Here is a 22542-nt window from a genome sequence, read left to right as displayed (position 1 = left end):
TCCGTGAGTACTCCGCGAATCGCCGTCGCCTATCTGGCGACACCGGGCGGTGACGATGCTGTCGCCGTCGGCGAGCAGATCGCCCGCACCCTGGGCGCAGAGATCGACCTGTGCATGGTGCTGCCTGCCGACCGATCGGCCCTCGCCACCACTCCGGGCGGCGTCCTGCAGCGCGAAGCCGAAAGCTGGCTCGCCGCAGCCGCGGCCGGGTTCCCGAGCGACCTCGCCGTCACCACGCATCTGAGCTTCGACGAGTCCAGCACCGCGGGCCTGATCGCGGCGGCAGAGGCCGCAGAGGCAGAGGTCCTGGTGGTCGGTGGTGCCGGCGGCGGGATCGCCGGCTCGCTGTCGCTGGGCTCGGTGGTCAACGACCTGGTCCACGCGTCCCCGATCCCGGTGGTCATCGCACCGCGCGGCGCCCGCCTGAAGCGCAACGAGCGCATCCGGGAAGTCACGTGCGCCGTCGGGACCCGGGCCGGAGCCAAACTCCTCCTGGACACCGCGCTCCGGTTCTGCCGCGACACCGAGACGCCTCTTCGTCTGGTGTCACTGGTCGCCGTCGACGACGCCGACGACCTGGAGCGGGCACAGCAGCACGCACAGGACGCCCTCGACCAGGCAAAAGCCTTTCTCCCGGAAGGTATTCCGGTCACCTCGCGGGTGGCCACCGGGCCCACCGTCGAGGACGCCGTCAACAAGCTCGGCTGGCATGACGGCGATGTCATCATGGTCGGCTCCAGTCGGCTCGCGCAGCCGCGCCGGCTCTTCCTGGGTTCCACCGCGGCGAAGATGCTCCGCGTCCTGCAGGTCCCGATGATCGTGGTTCCGAAAGATGAAGGGGCTGATAATGACTGACAGCGTGTCCGAACTGGAGCGCGCCGAGCGCGAAGAAGGCCTGGTCGCCAAAGGCCTCGCCGCAGGCCGTATCGGCACCTTCACCGGAGCCATTCTCGGTATCTCGACCGTGGCCCCCGGCTATACGCTCACCGCCAGCATCGGGCTCATCGTCGCCGCCGTCGGGCTGAAGATGCCGGCCATCCTGATCGCCGGCTTCATCCCCATGTTCCTCACCGCCTACGCGTACCGCGAGCTGAACTCACGGGCACCTGACTGCGGCGCCTCATTCACGTGGTCCACCAAGGCTTTTGGCCCGTACGTCGGCTGGATGTGCGGCTGGGGCATGGTGATCGCCACCATCATCGTGCTGTCCAACCTCGCCTCCATCGGTGTCCAGTTCGGGTATGAGTTCCTCGGCAGCGTGCTGCACAACGAGAAGCTCGCCACACTCTCGGCCGACAACGTCTGGATCAACATCGGGTCGACCGTCGCGCTGCTGGCCATCGCCACCTACATCTCCTGCCGTGGCATCACGACCAGCGAGAAGGTGCAGTACGTGCTGGTCGGCTTCCAGATGATCGTGCTGATCACGTTCGCGATCGTCGCGATCGTGCGGTCGGGCGGCGTCGAAGGCCACCTGAGCTTCGACATCGACTGGTTCGACCCGTTCACCGGACTCACGATGAGCGCCTTCGTGATCGGTCTCATCGGCTCCATCTTCGCGTTCTGGGGCTGGGACACCTGCCTGACCCTCGGCGAGGAGTGCAAGGACCCCACCAAGGTGCCCGGTCGCGCCGGATTGCTCTGCGTCCTGTCGATTCTGCTGACGTACCTCCTGGTGGCGGTCGCCGTGATGATGTACGCCGGCATCGGCGACACGGGCCTGGGCCTGGGCAACAAGGACAACGCCGCCAACGTCTTCGGTGCGCTGGCCTATCCGGTCCTGGGCGACTGGGGCGGGCCCCTGCTCCTGCTGGCGGTGTTCGCATCGTCGATCGCCAGCCTGCAGACCACCGTGCTGCCGGCCGCCCGCACCATGCTGGCGATGGGTACCTACGGGGCGTTCCCGAAGAAGTTCGCCCAGATCAGCCCTCGCACACTGTCTCCCGTGTACAGCACCGTCGTCGCAGGCGTCGTGACAGCCGCGTTCTACACCATCGTGACGCTGCTGTCGGAGCGGACGCTGCTGGATACCATTGCGGCCCTTGGCATCATGATCTGCTGGTACTACGGCATCACGGCGTTCGCCTGTGTCTGGTTCTTCCGCAAGGAACTGTTCCTCAACCTGCACAACATCATCTACAAGCTGGTGTTCCCACTGCTCGGTGGTGTCATGCTGCTCTCCGTCTTCGTCAAGTCGGTGCTCGTCAGTATGGATCCGACGGCCAGCGGCAGCGGCGCGGAGATCGGCGGCATCGGCCTGGTGTTTTACCTCGGCTTCGGCATCCTGCTCTTCGGGGCTGTCCTCATGCTCGTCATGCGGGCTGCCCAGCCGGCGTACTTCCGCGGAGAGACCCTGACGATGGATACACCGCCGCTCCCCTGAGTCGGTTCGATACGCCCCGTCATGCTTCGGCATGGCGGGGCGTTTATCGTGTGGGCCAATTGCCTTGTGCCCGTTGACCCTGCAACCTGGGCGCAAAACACCGAGTAGCCGTGTGCGTGGGCGCAGGGTCAACGCGGCGGCTGCCGTCAGGCGTCGTAGTCGACCGACACAGTCGGGCTGGTCGGATGCGACTGGCAGGTGAGGATGTAGCCGGCGTCGAGGTCGCTGCGCCCAAGGGCGAAATTCTGGTCCATGTCGACTGTGCCAGTGAGCAGTTTGGCCCGGCAGGTACCGCACGCGCCACCCATGCAGGAGTACGGTGCGCTGCTACCTGTTTGCAGTGCGCCTTCCAGGATCGTGTCGCCGGCGCGTAGGTCAAAAGTCTGTTTCCTTCCGGACAATTGCACGGTGACGGTTGCAGGCTGGTAGTCACGCGCAGGCGCATCGGCGCGGTCGAAGCCCGTGAACAGCTCGAGGTGGATGCGCTCCGGGTCCACGCCGCGCTCGATCAACGTCTCGTACGCACCAGTGGACATTGCGGCCGGGCCGCACAGGAACCACTCGTCCACCGTGTCGGGACGAAGATCCGTTGTGAGCCAACGAGTCAGCCGTTCCGCATCGATGCGGCCGGACAATTCCGGGATGTGCCGCGGCTCGCTCGACAACACGTGCCGGATTTCGAGGCGGTCGGCATAGCGGGATTCGAGGCGGTCGAGTTCGACGCGGAACATCGTCGATTCCTTGTCTCGGTTGCCGTAGATGAGAGTGAAGCGACTCTCGGTTTCGAGCTCCATGACGGTGGCCAGGATCGACAGCACCGGCGTGATACCGCTGCCGGCCACCAGACCTACATAGTGCTTCCGATGCAGCGGATGCAGCGCGGAACTGAAACTGCCCGCCGGGGTCATCACCTCGAGGACGTCGCCGGCCTTGAGCTGGTCGGCCACAAAGCCCGAGAACGTCCCTCCCGGAATGTGTTTCACCGCGATCCGCAGCTGCGCCCGCGTGGCCGGCGCACAGATCGAGTAGCTCCGACGCACACCTTCGCCACCGAGGTTGGTGCGCACCGAGACGTGCTGACCCGGTTCGAAGCGGAACTGATCCTGCAGCGCCTCCGGCACTGCGAAGGTCACCAAGGTGCTGTCCGCGGTGATCGGATCGACCGCAGCCACCGGAATCCGGTGGAATACCGCGTGCGGGGAACTCGAGCGGGCCGGCATCCGAACCGGTAGCAGTCGACCGAGCTTTCCGTTGAGCTGCTTCCACTCCCGGAATTCGTCGGAGTCGAGTTCCTGACCGAACACCGTGGAAATCGCGGAGTTACGGTCCAGGTACGCCTCCTCGTTACGGCGCCAGGTCTTGGTGTACCGGTAGAACGGCACCGACGGATGCAGGTGGTGCACCAGGTGGTAGTTCTGCGACAACATCAACGGGGTGTAGAGCCACTCCATACCGACGCGGGCGCGAGTCGCCCGATAGCGGTCACTGCGCTGGGTGTCCTCCAGACCGTGGTGCGGCATCCAGTCGAACCACCACGACAAGACGACCACCGCGATCCGCTGCGGGATGATGAAGACGACGGCCAGTGTCCAGAAGTGGCCCGACATGATCGCGGCAATGAGTCCGACCACCGAAAGAGTCGCGCACACCAAGGTTTCGGCGATCTCCGCCTTCGGTCGACTACGTATCTTGCGAATCAGATAGCCACCGTAGAAGACGTCGAGCACTGCCCAGCGGAACGGCAGCTGCCACACCGGCCCATGGGAGGCGAAGGTATCCGGATCGTTCTCGTCGTCGTTCGAATGCCGGTGGTGCTCAATGTGAATGAAGCCGAACGAGGGAAAAGAGATCATCGGCTGGACGAACAACACCGCGAACCGTCCGACCAACCCGTTGACCCAACGGGTGGAGCTGATCGCGTAGTGCACCGCGTCGTGGAGAACGGTGAACATCGTGAAGGTCACCACCGCATTGACGACGATGGGGACCCACGTCGGCGCGGCGCCGACGAGGTAGGCCACGGTGGACGCAACGAATGCCACGGCTCCCGCGAGGAACAGCGCGACCGTCGGCCATGCCAGCTTGGGCACCTGCTCGCCGGGATCCGGCAGCGCCGTTCGCGTAGCGGGTTGGCTGTCTGCCCGGTCGACCACATCAATTGGCGGCATTCGACACTCCGTCTTTCAGGCAACCACCGTTGGTTGCGTCCGGAGAAAACGCTACGGACGGGGCCTACGCGATTGAATGTTCCAACGGGACGACGATTTGGTATTTTCGGACAGTGGGAATGGCCCCGGTCTGGGCGGTGCCGCGGGGCACCGAAGGCGTCCGCATCATGGTGCAGGGCGGAATTGCACACGGCATGACGGCCGCGGACTGCCTGGCGGGAAGCGGACTGACCGAGGCCGAACTGGACGACGAGAACGCCGAGATCTGGGCTCACCAGGAATTCGATGTCATACGCAATATCATTGCGGGACTTGGCGATAGACCAGGCGTGGGCATCGAGGTGGGGCTGCACTCGACATTGGGACGCGCAGGCCTGCTCGGCTTCCTGATCCTGGCCAGTCCCACGCTGCGCCAGGGCGTGGAACTGATCCTGCCCTACTTGGCCCTGTCTCCCACGCACCTGCGGTTCTCGGTGGAGACCGACGACGAGTACGGCTACCTCATCGCCGACGACAGCGAACTACCCAAGGACGTGCGGTCCTTCATCGTCGAGCGGGACCTCGCCGGATTCGTGGCCGCGACACAGGGCGCCCACCTCGCGCTGACGCCGACGTGGGTCGAGACCACGCTCGATTCCGAGCGCGCCGCGAAGCTCGCCGAACTGTGGGGGCTAGCCGGATCCGACGTACGCTGCGGTCAGCGCACCAACCGTCTTGCCGCCCGCCACGACGTTCTGGACATGCCGTCGCCGCTCGCCGACGCGAACACAGCGCGCAAGCTCGAACAGCAGTGTCGAGACCTGCTCGAACGCAGGCTGTCTCGCGTCGGCGTCGCCGGCCAGGTCCGCAGCCGGTTGCTGCACAATCCCGGTGAACTACCGGCGATGCAGACCATAGCCGACGAATTGCACATCGATTCGCGTACCCTGCGCCGTCGCCTGGCGGCCGAAGGCACGTCGTATCGCGCGTTACTCGACGAGGTGCGCCGCCACCTCGCCGTCGAACTGCTTCAGCAGGACCTCTCGGTGGAGGAGATTTCCCGGCACCTGGGGTACGCCGAAACGGCCAACTTCACCCACGCTTTCAAGCGCTGGGAAGGCACGGCACCGAGCTACTTCCGCAGGGCGCGGAAGTAGCTCGGCCCGAAACCCGGGTCACATCAGCGCGGCAGCCACCGCGTCGAAGGCATTCAGCGTGGAGAACAGCATGTGGGCGTGCTGCGGCAGCGGCCAGCTGGACAGCTTGGCGGCGACGACACCCGCGGGGCGGTTGACGTAGATCATCTGGCCGTGGATGCCCAGGCACAACAGCACATCGTTGCCGGGGTACGGGAACCAGACCTGGTTGCGGTACATGCCGCCGGGCATCCGGTTGTCGCCCGGGCTGTAGGCGAACGCCTCGCGCGAATCCGCGCCTCCCGCAAGGGTATCGGCGATCCAGGCGGCAGGCAGCACCTGCTCACCCAGCAGCGAGACCCCGTCGCCCAGATACAGCGAACCGAACCGCACCAGATCGGTGAGGCAGGCGCTGATGCCGCCGTCGAACATGCCGCTGCCCATCGAATCGATGCCGATGTTCGCATCGTGGGCGGCGCCGATGCGGCTCCACACCAGCTGCGACATCAGCTCGGGCATCCGGGTGCCGGCCGCGGCCTCACACACCCAGCCGAGCACATCGGTTTCGCACGAACGGTATTCGAAAGGTCCACCGTGCGGCACTTTCTGCCGCAGGGTGAGCAGGAAGTCGTACATGGTGCCGGGAACGTCGGGATGTGTCCGCGGCGCCCACCCGATGGCCTGTTCCAGCACCCGCACCTCGGCGGCGGGGTCCAGGTAGTCCTCGGAGAACGCGATGCCCGAGCGCATGTCGAGCAGGTGCCGGACCGTCGCCCCGTAGTAGCCGGAATTGGCCAGCGCCGGAACGTAATCGGAGGCCAGCGCGTCGACGTTGAGCGCACCGGTACCGACGAGCGCACCGGCCACCGCGGCCACCAGTGTCTTGCTCACCGACATCAGCAGGTGCGCCGTGTCGGGCTGCATGCCGCCGTAGTACTGCTCGGCGAGCACCCGGCCGCGGTGGGTGACGATCCAGCCGTCGGTGGCGGTCGCCGCCATGACCTGCCCGACTGTCGACGGTGCACCGTCGGGCAGGGTGACCGCGATGGCCGAGACGTCGGACTGGGCCGCGGGCAGCGGTGCCACCGGCCCCGCACCACGGGAAATGGTTGCGGTGGGCAGCAATTCGGCGACGTGCTGGAACGACCAGTGCAGGTGCGGCGCGGACTGCCAGTTCGCCAGCGAGATCGCGGACGGGGTGCGGCCGGGGTCTGCACCAAGCACGGCCGCTCCTGTCGCCCGACGCCGATTCAGCCGGCGCGATGCCCTCATCATAGAGACTTCGCTCCCCCGCCCTGGACCGCCGGTGCCCCGGGCTGCGCCAAGGGAACTCCGCGGTACAACGCGCGGATCGAGTCGATCAGGTGCCGGGCGCGGATGGTCAGCGCGGTGCCGCCCTGCGCGGCGTCCCACTGCAACCGGCCCTTGGTCACCAGTACGCCCAGATCAGCGCCCTTCCACCGGTAGTCACCGGCCGGGTAAATCCGCAGGAAGAACGCCTCGGACTCATCCTGCAACTGATGCCAGTCCAGTGCGGCCCGGCGGAACACCAACGCGCCGTTGGCGTCAAGCGCGTAGTGCCCGGTCGCCGGGGTGCTGACCAGCTGCTCGACGGTATCGCTGGTCTCCTTGATCACCATCTGGCTCCACACGTCGGCGGACGCCAATTGCTCCCAGCGCTCGTTGATCTCGTCGACGTCGAGATCAAAGTCGACGTCCATGTACTCCAGCAGATGGAACAGGAACAACGGCACGTCGGCGTAAGCCCCAGCCGTCACGTTCGTGATCGACGTCGCGCCGCTGATGCGGGGATTGAGCTCGCCCAGGTACACCTCGCCGTCATCGGTGTCGATCAGCACGTCGACCTCGAAGTAACCGCGGTAACCCTCGGCCGCCAGCCGGTCGCCGAGCCGTCGCACCAATTGCGTTGCCGCAGCGCGGCGTTCAGGTGTCAGCACGTCGGGGTACATCTCGTTGCCGCACCAACCGCCGCGGTACGGGGTCAGTTCGCCATAGCCGGTCAGCTCGCTCATGAACGGACCGACGATGGTGCCGCACCGGGTCAGCACCGCCTCGACGGCGACGGGCCGGTTGTTGATCCGGCGCATCACCTTGATGTCCTCACCGACGATGTGCGGCGCGTGCTTGCGCCAGTCGGCTTCCGAGGAGATGAAGAAGGTCGTCTTGCCCGAGTCGCCGTACGGCGTCTGCACGACGAGTTCATTGCCCAACGCGGCCTTTTCGGCCGCGGCCGTGAGCTGCTCGTAGCTGTCGACCTTGGTCAGCACATTGGGCACGCTGGGGGCGCCGGCCTCGTTGCCCAGCCGGGTGGTGACCAGCTTGGAGTCCAGGTGCTCGCGCAGCGCGGCCGGCGGCAGGATCAGGTCGTAGCCGAGTTCGGCGCAGATGGCCTCGGTCTCGGCGTCGAAGAACACCATGGCCACCTTGGGCCGGACGCCCGGCGCAAGGCCACGCTGCATGTGGGCGCGCACCTCGGGATTGCGCAGCAGCCAGTTGTTGATCTCCTCGCCGCTCTCGAACTCGCGGTAGGGCTTGTGCTGGGGGCTGAACACGTGCGGATGCGAGCCGTCCCAGCCGTCGTAGTAGGTGACGAACGAGAACCGGCGCACCCAGCGGTCCAGCCCCAGCAGGTTGAACGGGGTGGCGCCGACGAAGTAGATGGGCACGTCGTTGGTGCGGAAGAAGTGCCGGACTTCTGAGATATTGCGCATGTTCCGCAGGTGCCGCGTCGAGGAGGGCGACGACGCGAATGCGGCGTCGGTCCCCACGCTGACCTCGGGTGCCGGTGACGGGACGACGGGCGTCACGTCGGCGGCTGCCTTGACGGTACGGGTGACGGCCCGCTTGGCCGGGGTCTTCGCGACAGTCTTGACCGGGGTCTTGGCCGCAGTCTTGACCGGCGCCTTGGCCGGAGTCTTCGCCGCAGTCTTGGCCGGGGCTTTGGCCGAAGCCTTCACCGGTGTCTTGGCCGGCGCTTTCACCGTGGTCGTGGCCTTGGCGGCGCGCGTGCCGCGGGCTGTGGTGCGGCGAGTTGGTTCGGTCACTGTTCACCCCTGGTCGTGTCGTTGGCGGTGTTCACAGTGTGGTTTCGGCGGCGCCGCGACACACACGACAAAATGGCGCGCCGAACCATCTTCATATCAACATGATGGACATGGTCATTCCGGCTCGAACCGAACAGAATCGGCAGTACACAAGCCGTTCGATCACCAGGAGCAACCGATGACCGACATCACCTATCGCCTGGCGCAGAAGCGCAATATCGTCACCGCTCTGCCCGGTCCGCGATCGGGCGAAATGTCAGCGCGGCGGCAGGCCGCCGTCGCCGCCGGCGTCAGCTCCTCGGCGCCGGTGTACGCCGCGGATGCCGACGGCGGCGTCATCGTCGACATCGACGGCAACTCGCTCATCGACCTGGGTTCGGGCATCGCCGTGACCAGCGTCGGCGCATCGCACGCCGGTGTCGCCGCGGCGGTGGCGCAGCAGGCCGCCCGCTTCACGCACACCTGCTTCATGATCACCCCGTACGAGGGTTACGTGGAGCTCGCGGAGCGGCTCAACGCCATGACGCCCGGCGACCACGAGAAGCGCACCGCATTCTTCAACTCGGGCTCCGAAGCCGTCGAGAACGCCGTCAAGGTCGCGCGCCTGGCGACCGGCCGCCAGGCCGTCGTCGCCTTCGACCACGCGTACCACGGCCGCACCAACATGACCATGGCGCTGACCGCCAAGGCCATGCCCTACAAGAGCCAGTTCGGTCCCTTCGCCCCGGAGGTCTACCGCATGCCGGCCTCCTACCCGTACCGCGACGGACTGACCGGCGAAGCCGCGGCCAAGGCCGCCATCAGCCGCATCGAGACCCAGATCGGCGCCGCCTCGCTGGCCGCGGTGATCATCGAGCCCGTACAGGGCGAGGGCGGATTCATCGTGCCCGCGCCGGGATTCCTTGCCACCCTTGTTGATTGGTGTAAGGCAAACGGTGTCGTATTCATCGCCGACGAGGTGCAGACGGGCTTCGCCCGCACCGGGTCGTGGTTCGCCTCCGAGCAAGAAGGAATCATCCCTGATCTGATTACGATGGCCAAGGGCATCGCCGGCGGCATGCCGCTGGCCGCCATCACCGGGCGCGCCGACCTGCTCGACGCCGTGCACCCCGGCGGCCTGGGCGGCACCTACGGCGGCAACCCCGTCGCCTGCGCCGCGGCCCTCGCCACGCTCGACGCCATGGCCGAAATGGACCTGCCGGCCCGCGCCCGCGCCATCGAAACCTCGGTGGTGCCCAAGCTGCGGGCCCTGACCGACACCGGAGTAATCGGCGACGTCCGCGGCCGCGGCGCCATGCTGGCCATCGAGATCGTCAAACCGGGTACCAATGAGCCCGACCCCGTACTGACGAAAGCCATTGCGGCAGAGGCCTTCAAGCGCGGCGTCATCCTCCTGACCTGTGGCTCGTACGGCAACATCATCCGCCTGCTCCCGCCGCTCGTGATCAGCGACGAACTGCTCGACGAGGGCATCGCCGTCCTGAGCGACATCGTGCGCGAAATGGCGGCAGCCCGATGATCGACCGCACCACACTGCTGGAGTCCATGCCCACCGAGCTGTGGCTCGGCGGCCTGCAGGTCCCCGCATCCACCGGAGCCCGGTTCGCCGTGCACGACCCCGCCACGGACGCCGTGCTCATCGAGGTCGCCGACGCCTCCCCCGCCGACGGCGCCCGCGCCCTCGACGAAGCCGTCGCCGCGCAGGCATCGTGGGCCGCCACCCCGGCCCGCGAACGCGCCGAAATCCTGCGGCGCGCTTGGGAACTGGTCATGGAACGCCGCGACGACTTCGCCCTGACCATGACTCTGGAGATGGGCAAGCCCCTGGCAGAGAGCCAGGGTGAGGTCAACTACGGCGGCGAGTTCCTGCGCTGGTTCGCCGAAGAAGCGGTGCGGATCAACGGCCGCTACACGCAGTCGCCCACCGGCAACGGCCGCATCCTGGTGACCAAGCAGCCCGTCGGCCCCACCCTGGCCATCACGCCGTGGAACTTCCCGCTCGCCATGGGCACCCGCAAGATCGGGCCGGCGCTGGCAGCCGGTTGCACCATGATCGTCAAGCCGGCGGCCGAGACCCCGCTGACCATGCTGCTGCTGGGCCAGGTGTTCGCCGACGCCGGGCTGCCGGCCGGTGTGCTGTCCATCCTGCCGACCACCGATGCCGCCGGACTGACGGGCCCGCTGCTGGCCGACCCGCGCCTGCGCAAGCTGACCTTCACCGGTTCCACCGGTGTCGGCCGGAAGCTGTTGGCGCAGTCCGCCGATCGGGTGCTGCGCACCTCGATGGAACTCGGCGGCAACGCGCCGTTCGTGGTGTTCGACGACGCTGATCTCGACGCCGCGGTCGACGGCGCCATGGCCGCCAAGATGCGCAACATGGGCGAGGCCTGTACCGCCGCCAACCGCATCCACGTCGACAACGCGGTGCGCGCCGAGTTCACCGAGAAGCTCGCCGCCCGCATGGCCGCACTGGCCACCGGGCCGGGCGACCAGGCCGGCAGCCAGGTCGGGCCGCTGATCACCGCCAAGCAGCGGGCGACGGTCGACGAGCTGGTACAGGACGCCATCAGCAAGGGCGCCACTGTGGCCACCGGCGGCAAACCCGTTGAAGGCGAAGGCTTCTTCTACCCGCCGACCGTGCTCGCCGACGTGTCCACCGACGCCCGCCTCCTGCGCGAGGAGATCTTCGGACCCGTCGCCGCGATCATCGGATTCGACGGCGAGCAGGCCGGCATCGACGCCGCCAACGACACCGAGTACGGCCTCGCGGCGTACATCTACACCAAGGGCCTGGACCGGGCCCTGCGGGTCGCCGAGGCTGTCGAAGCAGGCATGGTGGGCGTCAACCGCGGCGTCATCTCCGATGTGGCGGCACCGTTCGGCGGCATCAAGGAATCCGGCATCGGCCGCGAGGCCGGCAGCGAGGGCATCGAGGAATACCTCGAGACCAAATACATTGCCCTGCAGTAACTCCCCCTCCAAACAAACAGACCTCCAAATAAATAGACCGGAGTAGTCCTCCCATGCAGATCAACGCTGCCCGGGTGTCTTCCGACGCCGACGGGCTGAACAACCACGCCCAAATGCATGCCCTGATACGCTGGCCCGGGCACCCGCCGCTGCTCGCCGATGTCTGCGCGATGTTCGAGCACTTCGGCCTGCGGGTCGCCTCCTACCACGCGGACGACAACGGACACTGCTACGAGTTCGGCGACCTTTCGCTCACCGACTCGACGCGCGACCTGGTCGCGCAGGCCTGCGAGGCAGCCATCGCGGGGCACTGGACCGTCGACCGCTACGCGATGCTCATCGCCTCGGCCGGTATCGACTGGCGCCGCGCGGTGCTGATCCGTGCGGCGTGCCGGTTCGTGCGGCAGACGGGACTGGGGTTCTCCGAGGACTACATCATCGAATCCCTGGTGGCCGCACCCGATTTCGTCAACGCGCTGCTGGTGCTGTTCGACGCCCGCTTCAACCCTGACGCAGCCGCTGATGTCGAGCAGGCGGACCGCGACGTTGCCGGCCTTGTCGACGCCGCCACCTCACTGGACGACGACCGGATCCGTCGGGCGCTGCACGCGTTCGTCAGCGCGACGTTGCGTACCAACTGGTTCCAGGTGGGACCCGACGGCAGCCCCAAGGACTACGTGTCGTTCAAGATCGACTCGTCCCGCCTGTCCATCACCGGACCCGTTGTCCCCTACCGCGAGATCTTCGTGCACTCGGACTCCGTCGAGGGCGTGCACCTGCGTAGCGGCGCCATCGCCCGCGGCGGCCTGCGCTGGTCGAACCGCGCCGAGGACTTCCGCACCGAGGTGCTGGGCCTGATGAAGACGCAGGCCGTGAAGAACGCCCCGATCGTGCCGACCGGCGCCAAGGGTGCCTTCGTCTTGCGGTCGACCGCGGCCGATCCCACGTCCGTTGATCCTGCAGCGGGCTACCGCACCTTCATCCGCGGCCTGCTCGACGTCACCGACAACATCGTCGACGGCAAGATCGTGCATCCCGACCGCACCGTGTGCCCCGACGGCGACGACGCGTATCTCGTGGTGGCCGCCGACAAGGGCACCGCGACCTTCTCCGATCTGGCCAATTCCATTGCCGCCGAGTACGACTTCTGGCTCGGCGACGCCTTCGCCTCGGGCGGCTCGGCAGGCTACGACCACAAGGCCATGGGCATCACCGCCCGCGGCGCGTGGCTGTCGGTACGCCGGCACTTCGCCGAGGCCGGCCACGACATCGACGTCGACCCGTTCACCGTCGCCGGCATCGGCGACATGTCCGGCGACGTGTTCGGCAACGGAATGCTGTTGTCCCGCAACATCAAGTTGGTGGCCGCCTTCGACCACCGGCACATCTTCCTCGACCCGAATCCGGACCCCGAGGCATCGTTCATCGAGCGCGAGCGGCTCTTCGCGCTCCCCCGCTCGAGCTGGCAGGACTACGACCCGGCACTGATCTCGGCGGGCGGCGGCGTGTGGCCGCGCACCGCCAAGTCGATCCCGCTGTCGGCGCAGGCCCGGACGACCCTCGGCATCGAAGCCACCGAATGCACGCCCGACGAGCTGATCAACGCCGTGCTGCGGGCGCCGGTCGACCTGCTGTGGAACGGCGGCGTCGGCACCTACGTCCGCGCCGATGACGAGACCGACGCCGACGCTCAGGACAAGGCCAACGACCGGGTGCGCGTCACCGCATCGCAGTTGCGCTGCAAGGTGATCGGCGAGGGCGGCAACCTGGGACTGACGCAGCAGGCCCGGATCGCGTTCGCGCTGAACGGTGGCCGCGTCAATGCCGACTTCATCGACAACGCCGCGGGTGTCGCCACCTCGGATCTCGAGGTCAACCTCAAGATCGCGCTGGACTCCGGCAACATCGCCACGGCGCAACGCAATGCGCTGCTCGCCGGCGCCACCGACGATGTCGCGGCCCGGGTGCTGGCCGACAACGCCGACCAGATTCTGGCGATCAGCATGGCTGCCGCCGAGGCCGGCTCCCTGCTGGACCGGCACGTGCGGCTCATCGGCAACCTGCAGGACGAGGCCGGTGTCGATCCCGACGTCGAAGGTCTGCCGTCGAAGCAGTAACTGGATCGCCGCCGGCTCGTCGGACTCGGACTGACCCGGCCCGAAATCGCGGTGCTGCTGGCGCAATCCAAGAACCTGGTGTCGCGGGAACTGCTTGCCTCCGACGTGCCGGACCACGAGATGTTCGTCGGCCGGCTGCAGCAGTACTTCCCCGCCACCATCGCTGCGCACGCCGGGACCGAGATCGCGAATCATCCGCTGCGCCGCGAGATCGTCGCGACGTCGGTCGCCGGTGAGCTGATCAACCGCGTCGGCCCGGGCACCATCTACCGCATGCAGGAACGCCTGTCGGTGAGCACGTCGCAAGTGGCGATGGCCTACGCGACGGTGCGCGACATCCTCGATCTCGACGCCCTGTGGGCCGAGGTGCTGACCGGCAAAACCGATGAGAGCGGGCGCATTCAGGCACTGCTGGAAATCCGCGAGCTGCTCGAGCACCTGACATCGTGGGTGCTGCGCAACGGCGACGGCAACCGCGACCGGGTGAGCGCCGCGGTCAGCCGGCTGATGGCGGTCAGCTCTTCTTGAGCTCCTCGGCCAACATCACGATGATGCCGCTGGGCCCGCGGACGTAGGTGAGTTTGTAGATGTCCTCGTAGGTCGCCACGCCTCGCAGCGGATGACAGCCATGCCGCGCGGCGATCTCGAGTGCGGCATCGATGTCGTCGACCGAGAACGCGACGCGGTGCATGCCAATGTCGTTGGGACGCGTGGGTTCCGACTCGATGGCCTCGGGATGGATGTACTCGAACAGCTCGATGCGACCATGGCCGTCCGGCGTCTCGAGCATCGCGATGTTGGCGTGGTTGCCATCGAGGCCGACGGCCGTGTCGGCCCACTCACCGCTGACGGTGGTACGACCGACGACGGTCAGTCCGAGATCGGTGAAGAACGCGATGGTCGCGTCGAGATCGCGCACAGCGATGCCGACGTTCTCGAGTTTGATCGCCATGCCGGGATGCTACCCAGCACGGCCCCGATCAAACGCGCTACCCGTAGAGCTTGGCCACGATGCCCCCGAACTCGTCGTCTTCGAGTACCGGGGTGGCTTCGATCTGGAGATATTCCTGCCATTCGGAGATGAGCTCGAACACCGGCTTGGCGTCAGCAGCCTCGATCACCGAGCAGCCGCTGCCGTTGAGGCCGAACCACCTGCCGAGTTGGGTAGCTCCGTCGGGCGGTTTTGCCCCCGTCTGCAGGAAGTGTTCGGCCGTCGCCCGCATCCGGGCCGGATCGATGGCATGCCATTGCACCAGGTATTTCATGAGAAGCCGCCTTTGAAGTCACTTGTCGGGCACTGCGTGTCGCGGCCGAGGAGCCGTCGCGACCTCCCGAACATCAGCGGCGTCCATGGGGCGATGAGTTCAATAAAGCACCACTCGGGCAGCTGAGCATCAGCCAAACGGCTGAGATCAGATCACTGCGCCGACGGCTGGTGCTGTGTGATGCAGTGGATGCCGCCGCCGCGCTCGAACAGCGGCCGGGCGTCGACGCTGACCACCCGGCGGCCGGGGTACTGCTCGGCCAGGATCGCGGCCGCATCGGCGTCGCGGGGATCGCCGAACGCACACGCGATGACGCCGCCGTTGACCACCAGGTGATTGATGTAGCTGTAGTCGACGTAGCCCTCGGCGTCGGTCAACAGCTCCGGAGCGGGCAGTTCCACGATCTCCCAGGGCCGGCCCGCGGCATCCGTCGTGTCAGCGAGAGCTTCGCGAATCTCTTTGCACACCAAGTGGTCCGGATGTGCGTCGGAATGCTGCGCGTGCAGCAGCAGGCGCCCCGGGGACGTGATGGCCGCGACGATGTCGACGTGGCCGCGGGTGCCGAACCGCTCTGAGTCACGGGTCAGGCCACGCGGCAACCAGACGGCGTGCGTGGCGCCAAGGGTGCGGGCCAACTCGGCTTCGATATCGGCCTTGGTGGCACCCGGATTCCGGCCGGGATCGAGCTGGACGGTCTCGGTGACCAGCACTGTGCCCTGCCCGTCGACCTGGATGCCGCCGCCCTCATTGACCAGGTTGGAACTGACCACCGGCACCCCGGCCCAATCAGCCACTGCGGCACCGATTTTCGCGTCGCGATCCCAGCGCGCCCAGTCCTGGGCGCCCCAACCGTTGAAGACCCAGTCCACCGCGGCCACCGAACCGTCGTCGGCGTGCACGAACGTGGGTCCGATGTCACGCATCCAGGCGTCGTTCAGTGGGGCCTCGACGATGTCGACCTCGGCGGACAGATAGCGCCGCGCGGCAGCCATTTCCGCGGGGTCCACCACCACGGTCACCGGCTCGAACTCCAGCACCGCGTGCGCGACGGCCGCCCAGGTCGAACGCGCCTCGTGGTGTTCGGTCTCGTTGTCCCCCAACGAATAACCTTCCGAGGGGAACGCCATCCATACCCGGTCCTGCGGCGCGCTCTCGGCAGGCATCACATAGCGGGTCACTTCACGACCGCCGTGGCTTCGTGGCCGGCACCGTACGGGCGCTGGACATCGACCGGCGCGGTCAGCGCGGCGTAGCTGTCGGGCCGGCGGGTCAGCAGGAACGGGAACAGCTCCAACCAGTCACGCCGCTGGTCGAGATCCAGATCGGCGACCAGCACCGCCTCTTCGTCGCGCGGCGCCTGCACCAGCACCCGGCCGTAGGGGTCGGAGATGAACGACGAACCGTAGAACGTCACGGCGCCTTCGTCGCCGGTGCGGTTGGGCACCACCATGAACAGGCCGCTGTTGATGCCGTTGGCGACGATGACCTGCTGCCACAGCGGCTGGGTGTCGAAGGCGGGAAAGACCGGCTCGGAACCGATGGCCGTCGGGTAGACGACGATCTCGGCACCGCCGAGCGAGTAGTTGCGGGCCACCTCGGGGAACCATTCGTCCCAGCACGTCGGCATGCCCAGCTTGGCGCCCAGCCCCGCCGGCTCGTAGACCGGGTACGGGTTGCCCTCGGCCGGGCCGGCCCGGAAGTAGGTGTCCTCGTAGTAACCGGCGGAGATCGGGATGTGCATCTTGCGGGTCCGGCCGGCCAGCTCACCCGACGGTGACACCAGGATCGCCGTGTTGAAGCCCAAACCGTCTGCAGCGGGGGCCTTTTCGTACAGCGACGCATGGACGAAGACGCCGTTGGCGCGGGCCGCCTCGGCGGCGAGCGCGAACGTCGGGCCCTCGAGCAGGTCCTCGGCGGTGTCGCCCGGGTTGGGGCCGGCCGGGGTGTCGGCGGGGTACCGCAGCAGCGTGATCTCCGGCAGGCAGACCAGAGTGGCGCCCTCGCCGGCCGCCCGGTCGATGCCGTCGCGCAGGACCTTGGCCAGCTCGTCCGCATCGGAACGCCAGCGGTGCTGCACCAGGCCGACCCGTACCGGGGGTCGCGTCGACTCGGTGCTGCGGGAGAGCGGCTCGGGTGCGGTGGCGGTCAGGGTGATCATCAGCGGGACTCCTAAAACGAATTGGATTCGTTTTATTGTGGCCCCACTTACCCGTCCTTGTAAAGAGGTAGTAGAAAGATTCCATGGGCCGCCCCTCCAAACCGCTGCTATCCACGGATCGCATCGCTGGTGCAGCAATGGATTTGGTCAACAAGACCGGCGGCTTCACCGTGCCTGAACTGGCCCGGGCCCTGAAGGTCAGTCCGTCGTCGCTGTACAACCACGTCGCCGGCCGCGAACAGATCGTCGAACTGCTGCGCGAGCGGGCGATGTCCGACGTCGCGCTGCCCGCCGACGACTCCGCACGCCCGTGGACCGATGTCGTCGCCGACATCATGCGGTCCTACCGGCAGAGCTACGCCCGGTACCCGCGGCTCATCCCGCTGCTGACCTCACACGCGGTCAACAGCGACCACGCCCTGACGATGTACAACACGCTGGCCGTCGCCTTCGGCCGCGCCGGATTCAATCCCGCGGACACGCTGCGCGCCATCACGCTCATCGACTCGTTCGTGCTGGGCTCGGCGCTCGATGTCGCAGCACCCGACGAGCCGTGGCAGACGGGCGCCGAGGTCGGACCGGAGTTCGCGGCGGCGCTGGCCACCGGCAGCGCCAAACCCGAACGTGCCGATGACGCCTTCGAATTCGGCGTCGCGGTGCTGCTGCGCGGCCTGGCGGCGGTCCCGCTTTCCGGGTGATCGCGCCGAGTGATTACTCGGCCGCGTCGCCCTCAGGCTTGACGCCGTCCTTCGCCTCAGCCTTGCCGTCGGCCTCTGCTTCCGCCTTCGGCAGGATCGCGTCCAACGCGGCACCGGTGATCCGGCGGAACGCGCGCCGCGGCTTCTTGGCGTCCAGGATGGCCACCTCGAGCGTCGATGCACCCAGCACCCGATCGCCGGCACCGGCGTGCAGCGCGTCGACGGCAACCTTCGCCGCGTCGGCCAGGCTCGCGTTCTCCTCGTAGGAGTCGTTCAGCGCGGCGATGATCGGCTCGGTGGTACCGCCCATCACGACGAAATGCGGCTCGTCGGCGATGGACCCGTCGTACGTGATCCGGTACAGCTCAGGGGCTTTCGTCTCGCCGTAGTGCGCGACCTCGGCGACGCACAGCTCGACCTCGTAGGGCTTGGCCTGCTCGGTGAAGATGGTGCCGAGCGTCTGGGCGTAGACGTTGGCCAGCTGCCGGCCGGTGACGTCACGACGGTCGTAGGCATAGCCCCGGGTGTCGGCGAACTGGATGCCGCCGCGCCGCAGGTTGTCGAATTCGTTGAACCGGCCGACCGCGGCGAAACCCACCCGGTCGTACAGCTCACTGACCTTCTGCAGCGACCGCGACGGGTTCTCGGCGACGAACAGCACGCCACCCTCGTAGGCCAGCACAACCACGCTGCGGCCGCGCGAAATTCCTTTGCGCGCAAGCTCGGAACGTTCCCGCATCGCCTGTTCGGGCGAGATGAAATACGGAAAGCTCATCAGGCATTACCTCTCGCGCGGGTCCGCTCGGCGATCACTTCCCGGGCCAGCGCGGCGATCCGCTCCTCGGTGACCTCTTCCGCGCCCTCGGCACCGATCAGTACCGCGGTCGGATAGATGCCACGTGTCAAGTCCGGTCCACCGGTGGCCGAATCGTCGTCAGCAGCATCGTAAAGCGACTCGATGGCGACCTTCAGCGCCGAATCGGCGTCGGTCACATGCGAATACAGCTTCTTGATCGACGACTTGGCGAACAGCGACCCCGAGCCCACCGACTGGTAGCCCTCTTCCTCGATGTTCCAGCCGCCGGCGGCGTCGAACGAGACGATGCGACCGGCGTTGCCCGGATCGGAGTCGTCCAGGTCGTAGCCCACCAGCAGCGGCAGCGCGACGAAACCCTGCAGGGCCGCGCCGAGATTGCCGCGCACCATGATGGCCAGCCGGTTGACCTTGCCACGGAACGTCAGCGGCACGCCCTCGAGCTTCTCGTAGTGCTCGAGCTCGACGGCGTACAGCCGCGCGAACTCCACCGCGATGGCCGCGGTGCCGGCGATACCGGTCGCGGTGTAGTCGTCGGCGATGTGCACCTTCTGCACGTCACGGCTGGCGATCATGTTGCCCTGGGTGGCCCGCCGGTCCCCCGCGATCAGCACGCCGCCGGGGTACTTGATCGCGACGATGGTCGTGCCGTGGGGCAGGTCGGCACCGCCAGTCACCGAAGTCCCCACCGCCGGCAGCAGATGGGGCGCCTGCCGGCTGAGAAAGTCCGAAAACGAGGACAGGTTCAGGTGGGGTGAGGTGACATCCAGTCGATCAGAGAAAGGCCCGAACGCTGCCGTCACTGGCCGCCCTTTTGGACGTATGCGCGCACGAAGTCCTCAGCGTTCTCTTCCAGCACGTCGTCGATCTCGTCGAGCAGGTCGTCGGTGTCCTCAGCGAGCTTCTCGCGACGTTCCTGACCTGCGGCAGACGGGCCGGAGAGGTCGTCGTCCTCGCCGCCGCCGCCACCGCGCTTGGTCTGTTCCTGAGCCATCGCCGCCTCCTGATTGCTCGATTCTCTGACTTCACACTACCGGTCCGCGCCCGGGTTCCCCGGGAACACAAGCAGTTACGTGGTCAGCTGTTCCACCAACTCGACCGCGCTGTCCACCGAATCGAGCAACGCACCGACGTGGGCCTTGCTTCCACGCAGCGGTTCCAGCGTCGGAATCCGCACCAGCGACTCGCCGCCGAGGTCGAAAATCACCGAGTCCCAGCTGGCCGCGGCGATGTCCGCACCGAACCGGCGCAGACACTCACCACGGAAGTAGGCGCGGGTGTCGGTGGGCGGGTTCTCCACCGCATCGAGCACCTGCTGCTCGGTGACCAGCCGCTTCATCGAGCCGCGCGCCACCAGGCGGTTGTACAGACCTTTGTCCAGACGAACATCGGAGTACTGCAGGTCCACCAGGTGCAGACGCGGGGCGTTCCAGCTCAGGTTCTCGCGCTGGCGGAAGCCCTCCAGCAGGCGCAGCTTGGCCGGCCAGTCCAGGAGTTCGGCGCATTCCATCGGATCGCGCTCGAGGAGATCAAGCACGTGCGCCCAGGTCTCGATGACGTGGTCGGCGCGCGGATCGGGATCGCGCCGCTCCTGCAGCTTGGCCACGCGGTCCAGGTAGATGCGTTGCAGCGCAAGGCCGGTCAGTTCGCGGCCGTCGGCCAGCGCCACGGTGGCGCGCAACGACGGGTCGCGGCTGATGACGTGCACCGCGTGCACCGGACGGGCCAGCGCCAGGTCCGACAGGTCGATGCCCTCGGCCTGGCCGAACTCGATCAGATCGAGCACCAACGAGGTGGTGCCGACCTTGAGGTACGTCGACGTCTCGGCCAGGTTGGCGTCACCGATGATGACGTGCAGCCGGCGGTACTTGTCGGCGTCGGCGTGCGGCTCGTCGCGGGTGTTGATGATGCCGCGCTTGAGCGTCGTCTCCAGACCGACCTCGACCTCGATGTAGTCGGCGCGCTGGGTCAGCTGAAAGCCCGGCTCATCCCCCGACTGCCCGATGCCGACACGGCCCGAGCCGGTGACGACCTGACGTGACACGAAGAACGGCGTCAGCCCGGCGATCACCGAGTTGAACGGCGTCTGCCGGCTCATCAGGTAGTTCTCGTGCGTGCCGTACGACGCGCCCTTGCCGTCGACGTTGTTCTTGTACAGCTGCAGCCTGGCCGCGCCGGGCACGCTGGCGACGTAGCGCGCCGCGGCCTCCATGACGCGCTCGCCGGCCTTGTCCCAGATGACCGCGTCCATCGGGTCCGTGACCTCGGGAGCGGAGTACTCCGGGTGCGCGTGGTCGACATACAGCCGGGCGCCGTTGGTCAGGATCATGTTGGCGGCGCCGATCTCGTCGGCATCGACGATCGGTGCCGGCCCCGTGGAGCGGCTCAGATCGAAGCCACGGGCGTCGCGCAGCGGGGACTCCACCTCGTAGTCCCACCGGGTGCGCTTGGCCCGCTGGATGCCGCTGGCCGCCGCGTACGCCAACACCGCCTGCGTGGACGTGAGGATCGGGTTCGCGGTCGGATCAGACGGCGAAGAAATGCCGTATTCGACCTCAGTTCCGATGATCCGTTGCATGCCGCCAAGACTAGACGGCTGTCGATACGCCACGATTAACCGCATGACGACATCGCGAGCCGACCGGGTCGCCGCCGAGACCTGGTTCCTGCGCCGGGGTCTGCCCGCAGTGTTGCGTCCGGGGGTGCTGGTGCGGCGGCTGTGGCAGCGATCGGCATCCGCCCTGGCCGGGTTCGCGGTGTTCATGGCCAATTCGATCCTCGTCACCACCGTCACGGGCCGGCACACCATCAACATCGAGGGTCAGCCCACTCGGACCGAATGGTTCGTCCTCGCCCTACTCCTGCTGGTGGCGCCGGTCGCCGCGCTGGTCGGCTGGCTCGTGTCGCGCATCTCGACATGGCGCAACCGCGCCGGTGCCGCCGCGGTATCGGTTGCGGTCTGTGTCGTCGGCGCGCTGTTCGGCGGTCCGGGCCCGAAAGTCGGCAGCAATCTGGTCTACGTCGGCGTGGTCGTCGCCGTCATCCTGGTCTGCACGGCGACCGGAATCGGCTCGATCGTGGGCTGGGCCCTGGACACCACGGCTCACAACCTGACCCTCGTGGGCGGCCTGTTCGTGCGAGCTCTGCCGATCATGCTGTTGACAGTGCTGGTGTTCTTCAACACCTATGTCTGGCTGATGGCGGCGATCATCAGCCGGACGCGACTGTGGTGCGCGCTGGGCTTCCTGGCACTGATCGCCGTGGCGTTCGTCGTCGCGACAACCGTCGACCGGGCCCGGCCGATCATGACGGCCACCGAACCCGATGCCCCCGAAGACCAGAACGCGATCCTGGCCGATACACCGTTCGCGCACCTGCCCGCGCCCGCCTACCGAATCCCGCTGTCCCGCATCGAACGCGTCAATGTGGTGTTCGTCCTGGCCATGTCCCAGGTACTGCAGCTCCTGATCGTCGCGCTGGTGACGGCGTTCATCTTCCTCGTGCTCGGGCTGATCCTGATCAGCCCCAAGCTGCTGTCGGAATGGACGCGCAACAACGGCTCGCTCGACGGCAGCATCTTCGGCATGACGCTGCCCATCCCGGAGTCGCTGATCCAGACGACGCTGTTCCTGGGTGCACTGACCTTCATGTACATCACCGGACGCACCACGACCGACGCCGAATACCGGGCCGAGTTCGTCGACCCCCAGGTCGACAGCCTGCGCCGCCGGCTGGATGCGCGCGACCGTTACCTCGCCGACCGCGGACGCTGAGCCGCGATCGGCGAGC

Annotated in this window: 20 protein-coding genes; 9 read left to right on the top strand and 11 right to left on the bottom strand. The window is 67.2% G+C overall.

Features of this window, described 5'->3' with window-relative positions; translation table 11 throughout:
- Positions 1–3 precede the first annotated feature (3 nt).
- Positions 4–855, top strand: a complete 852-nt coding sequence (locus EB75_RS25130; RefSeq protein ID WP_073697967.1) for a universal stress protein — start codon at positions 4–6, stop codon at positions 853–855.
- Positions 848–2383, top strand: a complete 1536-nt coding sequence (locus EB75_RS25125) for an APC family permease (protein ID WP_073697966.1) — start codon at positions 848–850, stop codon at positions 2381–2383. Before EB75_RS25130 ends, EB75_RS25125 begins: the two co-directional genes overlap by 8 nt.
- 146 nt (positions 2384–2529) lie before the next feature.
- Here the strand turns inward: EB75_RS25125 and EB75_RS25120 are convergent, their stop codons facing one another.
- On the bottom strand, positions 2530–4551 hold the full coding sequence (locus EB75_RS25120) for a fatty acid desaturase (protein ID WP_073697965.1): 2022 nt from the start codon (positions 4549–4551) through the stop codon (positions 2530–2532).
- 119 nt (positions 4552–4670) lie between these two features.
- Between EB75_RS25120 and EB75_RS25115 the strand changes: the two genes are divergently transcribed.
- A complete protein-coding gene (locus EB75_RS25115) occupies positions 4671–5687 on the top strand; it encodes an AraC family transcriptional regulator (protein WP_073697964.1) in 1017 nt (338 codons plus the stop codon).
- Positions 5688–5705: 18 nt separating this feature from the next.
- Here the strand turns inward: EB75_RS25115 and EB75_RS25110 are convergent, their stop codons facing one another.
- Together EB75_RS25110 and EB75_RS25105 are read right to left on the bottom strand one after the other, a co-directional pair.
- Positions 5706–6890: a serine hydrolase domain-containing protein gene (locus EB75_RS25110; RefSeq protein ID WP_073697963.1), complete on the bottom strand. Its 1185-nt coding sequence runs from the start codon at positions 6888–6890 to the stop codon at positions 5706–5708.
- A gap of 47 nt (positions 6891–6937) precedes the next feature.
- Positions 6938–8731 (bottom strand): biotin carboxylase, encoded by a 1794-nt coding sequence (locus EB75_RS25105; RefSeq protein WP_286150314.1) that lies wholly within the window; start codon positions 8729–8731, stop codon positions 6938–6940.
- A gap of 178 nt (positions 8732–8909) precedes the next feature.
- Here EB75_RS25105 and gabT point away from each other — a divergent pair, with 178 nt between their 5' ends.
- The 4 genes from gabT to EB75_RS30220 are packed head-to-tail and all read left to right on the top strand — an operon-like array spanning position 8910 to position 14346.
- The gene (gabT, locus tag EB75_RS25100) at positions 8910–10250 is read left to right on the top strand and encodes a 4-aminobutyrate--2-oxoglutarate transaminase (RefSeq protein WP_073697962.1); all 1341 of its coding nucleotides are present in this window, start codon (positions 8910–8912) and stop codon (positions 10248–10250) included.
- Entirely contained in the window at positions 10247–11701 is a 1455-nt protein-coding gene (locus EB75_RS25095; RefSeq protein WP_073697961.1) for an NAD-dependent succinate-semialdehyde dehydrogenase, read from the top strand. The genes gabT and EB75_RS25095 overlap by 4 nt, the downstream gene beginning before the upstream one ends.
- Positions 11702–11754: 53 nt before the next feature.
- Complete coding sequence (locus EB75_RS25090) at positions 11755–13818, top strand: NAD-glutamate dehydrogenase domain-containing protein (protein ID WP_073697960.1); 2064 nt, start codon at positions 11755–11757, stop codon at positions 13816–13818.
- The gene (locus tag EB75_RS30220; protein ID WP_353651661.1) at positions 13819–14346 is read left to right on the top strand and encodes a hypothetical protein; all 528 of its coding nucleotides are present in this window, start codon (positions 13819–13821) and stop codon (positions 14344–14346) included.
- Here the strand turns inward: EB75_RS30220 and EB75_RS25080 are convergent.
- The 4 genes from EB75_RS25080 to EB75_RS25065 form a co-directional block, all read right to left on the bottom strand.
- Positions 14333–14770 carry a VOC family protein gene (locus EB75_RS25080; protein WP_073697959.1) on the bottom strand — a complete coding sequence of 146 codons (438 nt, stop codon included), beginning with the start codon at positions 14768–14770 and terminating at the stop codon, positions 14333–14335. The two genes, EB75_RS30220 and EB75_RS25080, sit on opposite strands and share 14 nt — an antisense overlap.
- Positions 14771–14807: 37 nt before the next feature.
- On the bottom strand, positions 14808–15083 hold the full coding sequence (locus tag EB75_RS25075; protein ID WP_073697958.1) for a DUF3303 domain-containing protein: 276 nt from the start codon (positions 15081–15083) through the stop codon (positions 14808–14810).
- A gap of 152 nt (positions 15084–15235) precedes the next feature.
- Positions 15236–16246, bottom strand: coding sequence for an agmatine deiminase family protein (locus EB75_RS25070; RefSeq protein ID WP_073697990.1), 1011 nt, complete (start codon positions 16244–16246; stop codon positions 15236–15238).
- 11 nt (positions 16247–16257) lie between these two features.
- Positions 16258–17241, bottom strand: a complete 984-nt coding sequence (locus EB75_RS25065; RefSeq protein ID WP_073697957.1) for a nitrilase-related carbon-nitrogen hydrolase — start codon at positions 17239–17241, stop codon at positions 16258–16260.
- An 83-nt stretch (positions 17242–17324) separates the two neighbouring features.
- Here EB75_RS25065 and EB75_RS25060 point away from each other — a divergent pair, with 83 nt between their 5' ends.
- Positions 17325–17939, top strand: coding sequence for a TetR/AcrR family transcriptional regulator C-terminal domain-containing protein (locus EB75_RS25060; protein ID WP_073697956.1), 615 nt, complete (start codon positions 17325–17327; stop codon positions 17937–17939).
- Between the two features lie 13 nt (positions 17940–17952).
- Here the strand turns inward: EB75_RS25060 and prcA are convergent, their stop codons facing one another.
- The 4 genes from prcA to dop all read right to left on the bottom strand — a co-directional run bounded on the left by prcA (position 17953) and on the right by dop (position 21331).
- Positions 17953–18714 carry a proteasome subunit alpha gene (gene prcA / locus EB75_RS25055; RefSeq protein ID WP_073697955.1) on the bottom strand — a complete coding sequence of 254 codons (762 nt, stop codon included), beginning with the start codon at positions 18712–18714 and terminating at the stop codon, positions 17953–17955.
- Positions 18714–19556: a proteasome subunit beta gene (gene prcB, locus EB75_RS25050; protein ID WP_168176121.1), complete on the bottom strand. Its 843-nt coding sequence runs from the start codon at positions 19554–19556 to the stop codon at positions 18714–18716. The genes prcA and prcB overlap by 1 nt, the downstream gene beginning before the upstream one ends.
- Positions 19553–19747, bottom strand: coding sequence for a ubiquitin-like protein Pup (locus EB75_RS25045; RefSeq protein ID WP_064986355.1), 195 nt, complete (start codon positions 19745–19747; stop codon positions 19553–19555). Before EB75_RS25045 ends, prcB begins: the two co-directional genes overlap by 4 nt.
- A gap of 75 nt (positions 19748–19822) precedes the next feature.
- Positions 19823–21331, bottom strand: coding sequence for a depupylase/deamidase Dop (dop, locus tag EB75_RS25040; protein WP_073697954.1), 1509 nt, complete (start codon positions 21329–21331; stop codon positions 19823–19825).
- A gap of 43 nt (positions 21332–21374) precedes the next feature.
- Here dop and EB75_RS25035 point away from each other — a divergent pair, with 43 nt between their 5' ends.
- Entirely contained in the window at positions 21375–22526 is a 1152-nt protein-coding gene (locus EB75_RS25035) for a hypothetical protein (protein ID WP_073697953.1), read from the top strand.
- The last annotated feature ends 16 nt before the right edge of the window (positions 22527–22542 follow it).

The organism is Mycobacterium sp. ST-F2 (genome assembly GCF_001905655.1).
In the GTDB taxonomy this organism is placed as follows: Bacteria; Actinomycetota; Actinomycetes; order Mycobacteriales; family Mycobacteriaceae; genus Mycobacterium.
This window is presented reverse-complemented; position numbering and strand designations above follow the sequence as displayed.

Excerpts from the sequence above, each read along its gene's own strand:
- EB75_RS25125 (WP_073697966.1), top strand. The coding sequence starts at position 848 with ATGACTGACAGCGTGTCCGAACTGGAGCGCGCCGAGCGCGAAGAAGGC.
- EB75_RS25115 (WP_073697964.1), top strand. The coding sequence starts at position 4,671 with ATGGCCCCGGTCTGGGCGGTGCCGCGGGGCACCGAAGGCGTCCGCATC.
- EB75_RS25120 (WP_073697965.1), bottom strand. The coding sequence starts at position 4,551 with ATGCCGCCAATTGATGTGGTCGACCGGGCAGACAGCCAACCCGCTACG.
- dop (WP_073697954.1), bottom strand. The coding sequence starts at position 21,331 with ATGCAACGGATCATCGGAACTGAGGTCGAATACGGCATTTCTTCGCCG.
- EB75_RS25035 (WP_073697953.1), top strand. The coding sequence starts at position 21,375 with ATGACGACATCGCGAGCCGACCGGGTCGCCGCCGAGACCTGGTTCCTG.
- prcA (WP_073697955.1), bottom strand. The coding sequence starts at position 18,714 with ATGAGCTTTCCGTATTTCATCTCGCCCGAACAGGCGATGCGGGAACGT.
- EB75_RS25060 (WP_073697956.1), top strand. The coding sequence starts at position 17,325 with ATGGGCCGCCCCTCCAAACCGCTGCTATCCACGGATCGCATCGCTGGT.
- gabT (WP_073697962.1), top strand. The coding sequence starts at position 8,910 with ATGACCGACATCACCTATCGCCTGGCGCAGAAGCGCAATATCGTCACC.
- EB75_RS25075 (WP_073697958.1), bottom strand. The coding sequence starts at position 15,083 with ATGAAATACCTGGTGCAATGGCATGCCATCGATCCGGCCCGGATGCGG.
- EB75_RS25095 (WP_073697961.1), top strand. The coding sequence starts at position 10,247 with ATGATCGACCGCACCACACTGCTGGAGTCCATGCCCACCGAGCTGTGG.
- EB75_RS25080 (WP_073697959.1), bottom strand. The coding sequence starts at position 14,770 with ATGGCGATCAAACTCGAGAACGTCGGCATCGCTGTGCGCGATCTCGAC.
- EB75_RS25090 (WP_073697960.1), top strand. The coding sequence starts at position 11,755 with ATGCAGATCAACGCTGCCCGGGTGTCTTCCGACGCCGACGGGCTGAAC.
- EB75_RS25045 (WP_064986355.1), bottom strand. The coding sequence starts at position 19,747 with ATGGCTCAGGAACAGACCAAGCGCGGTGGCGGCGGCGGCGAGGACGAC.
- EB75_RS25070 (WP_073697990.1), bottom strand. The coding sequence starts at position 16,246 with ATGCCTGCCGAGAGCGCGCCGCAGGACCGGGTATGGATGGCGTTCCCC.
- EB75_RS25065 (WP_073697957.1), bottom strand. The coding sequence starts at position 17,241 with ATGATCACCCTGACCGCCACCGCACCCGAGCCGCTCTCCCGCAGCACC.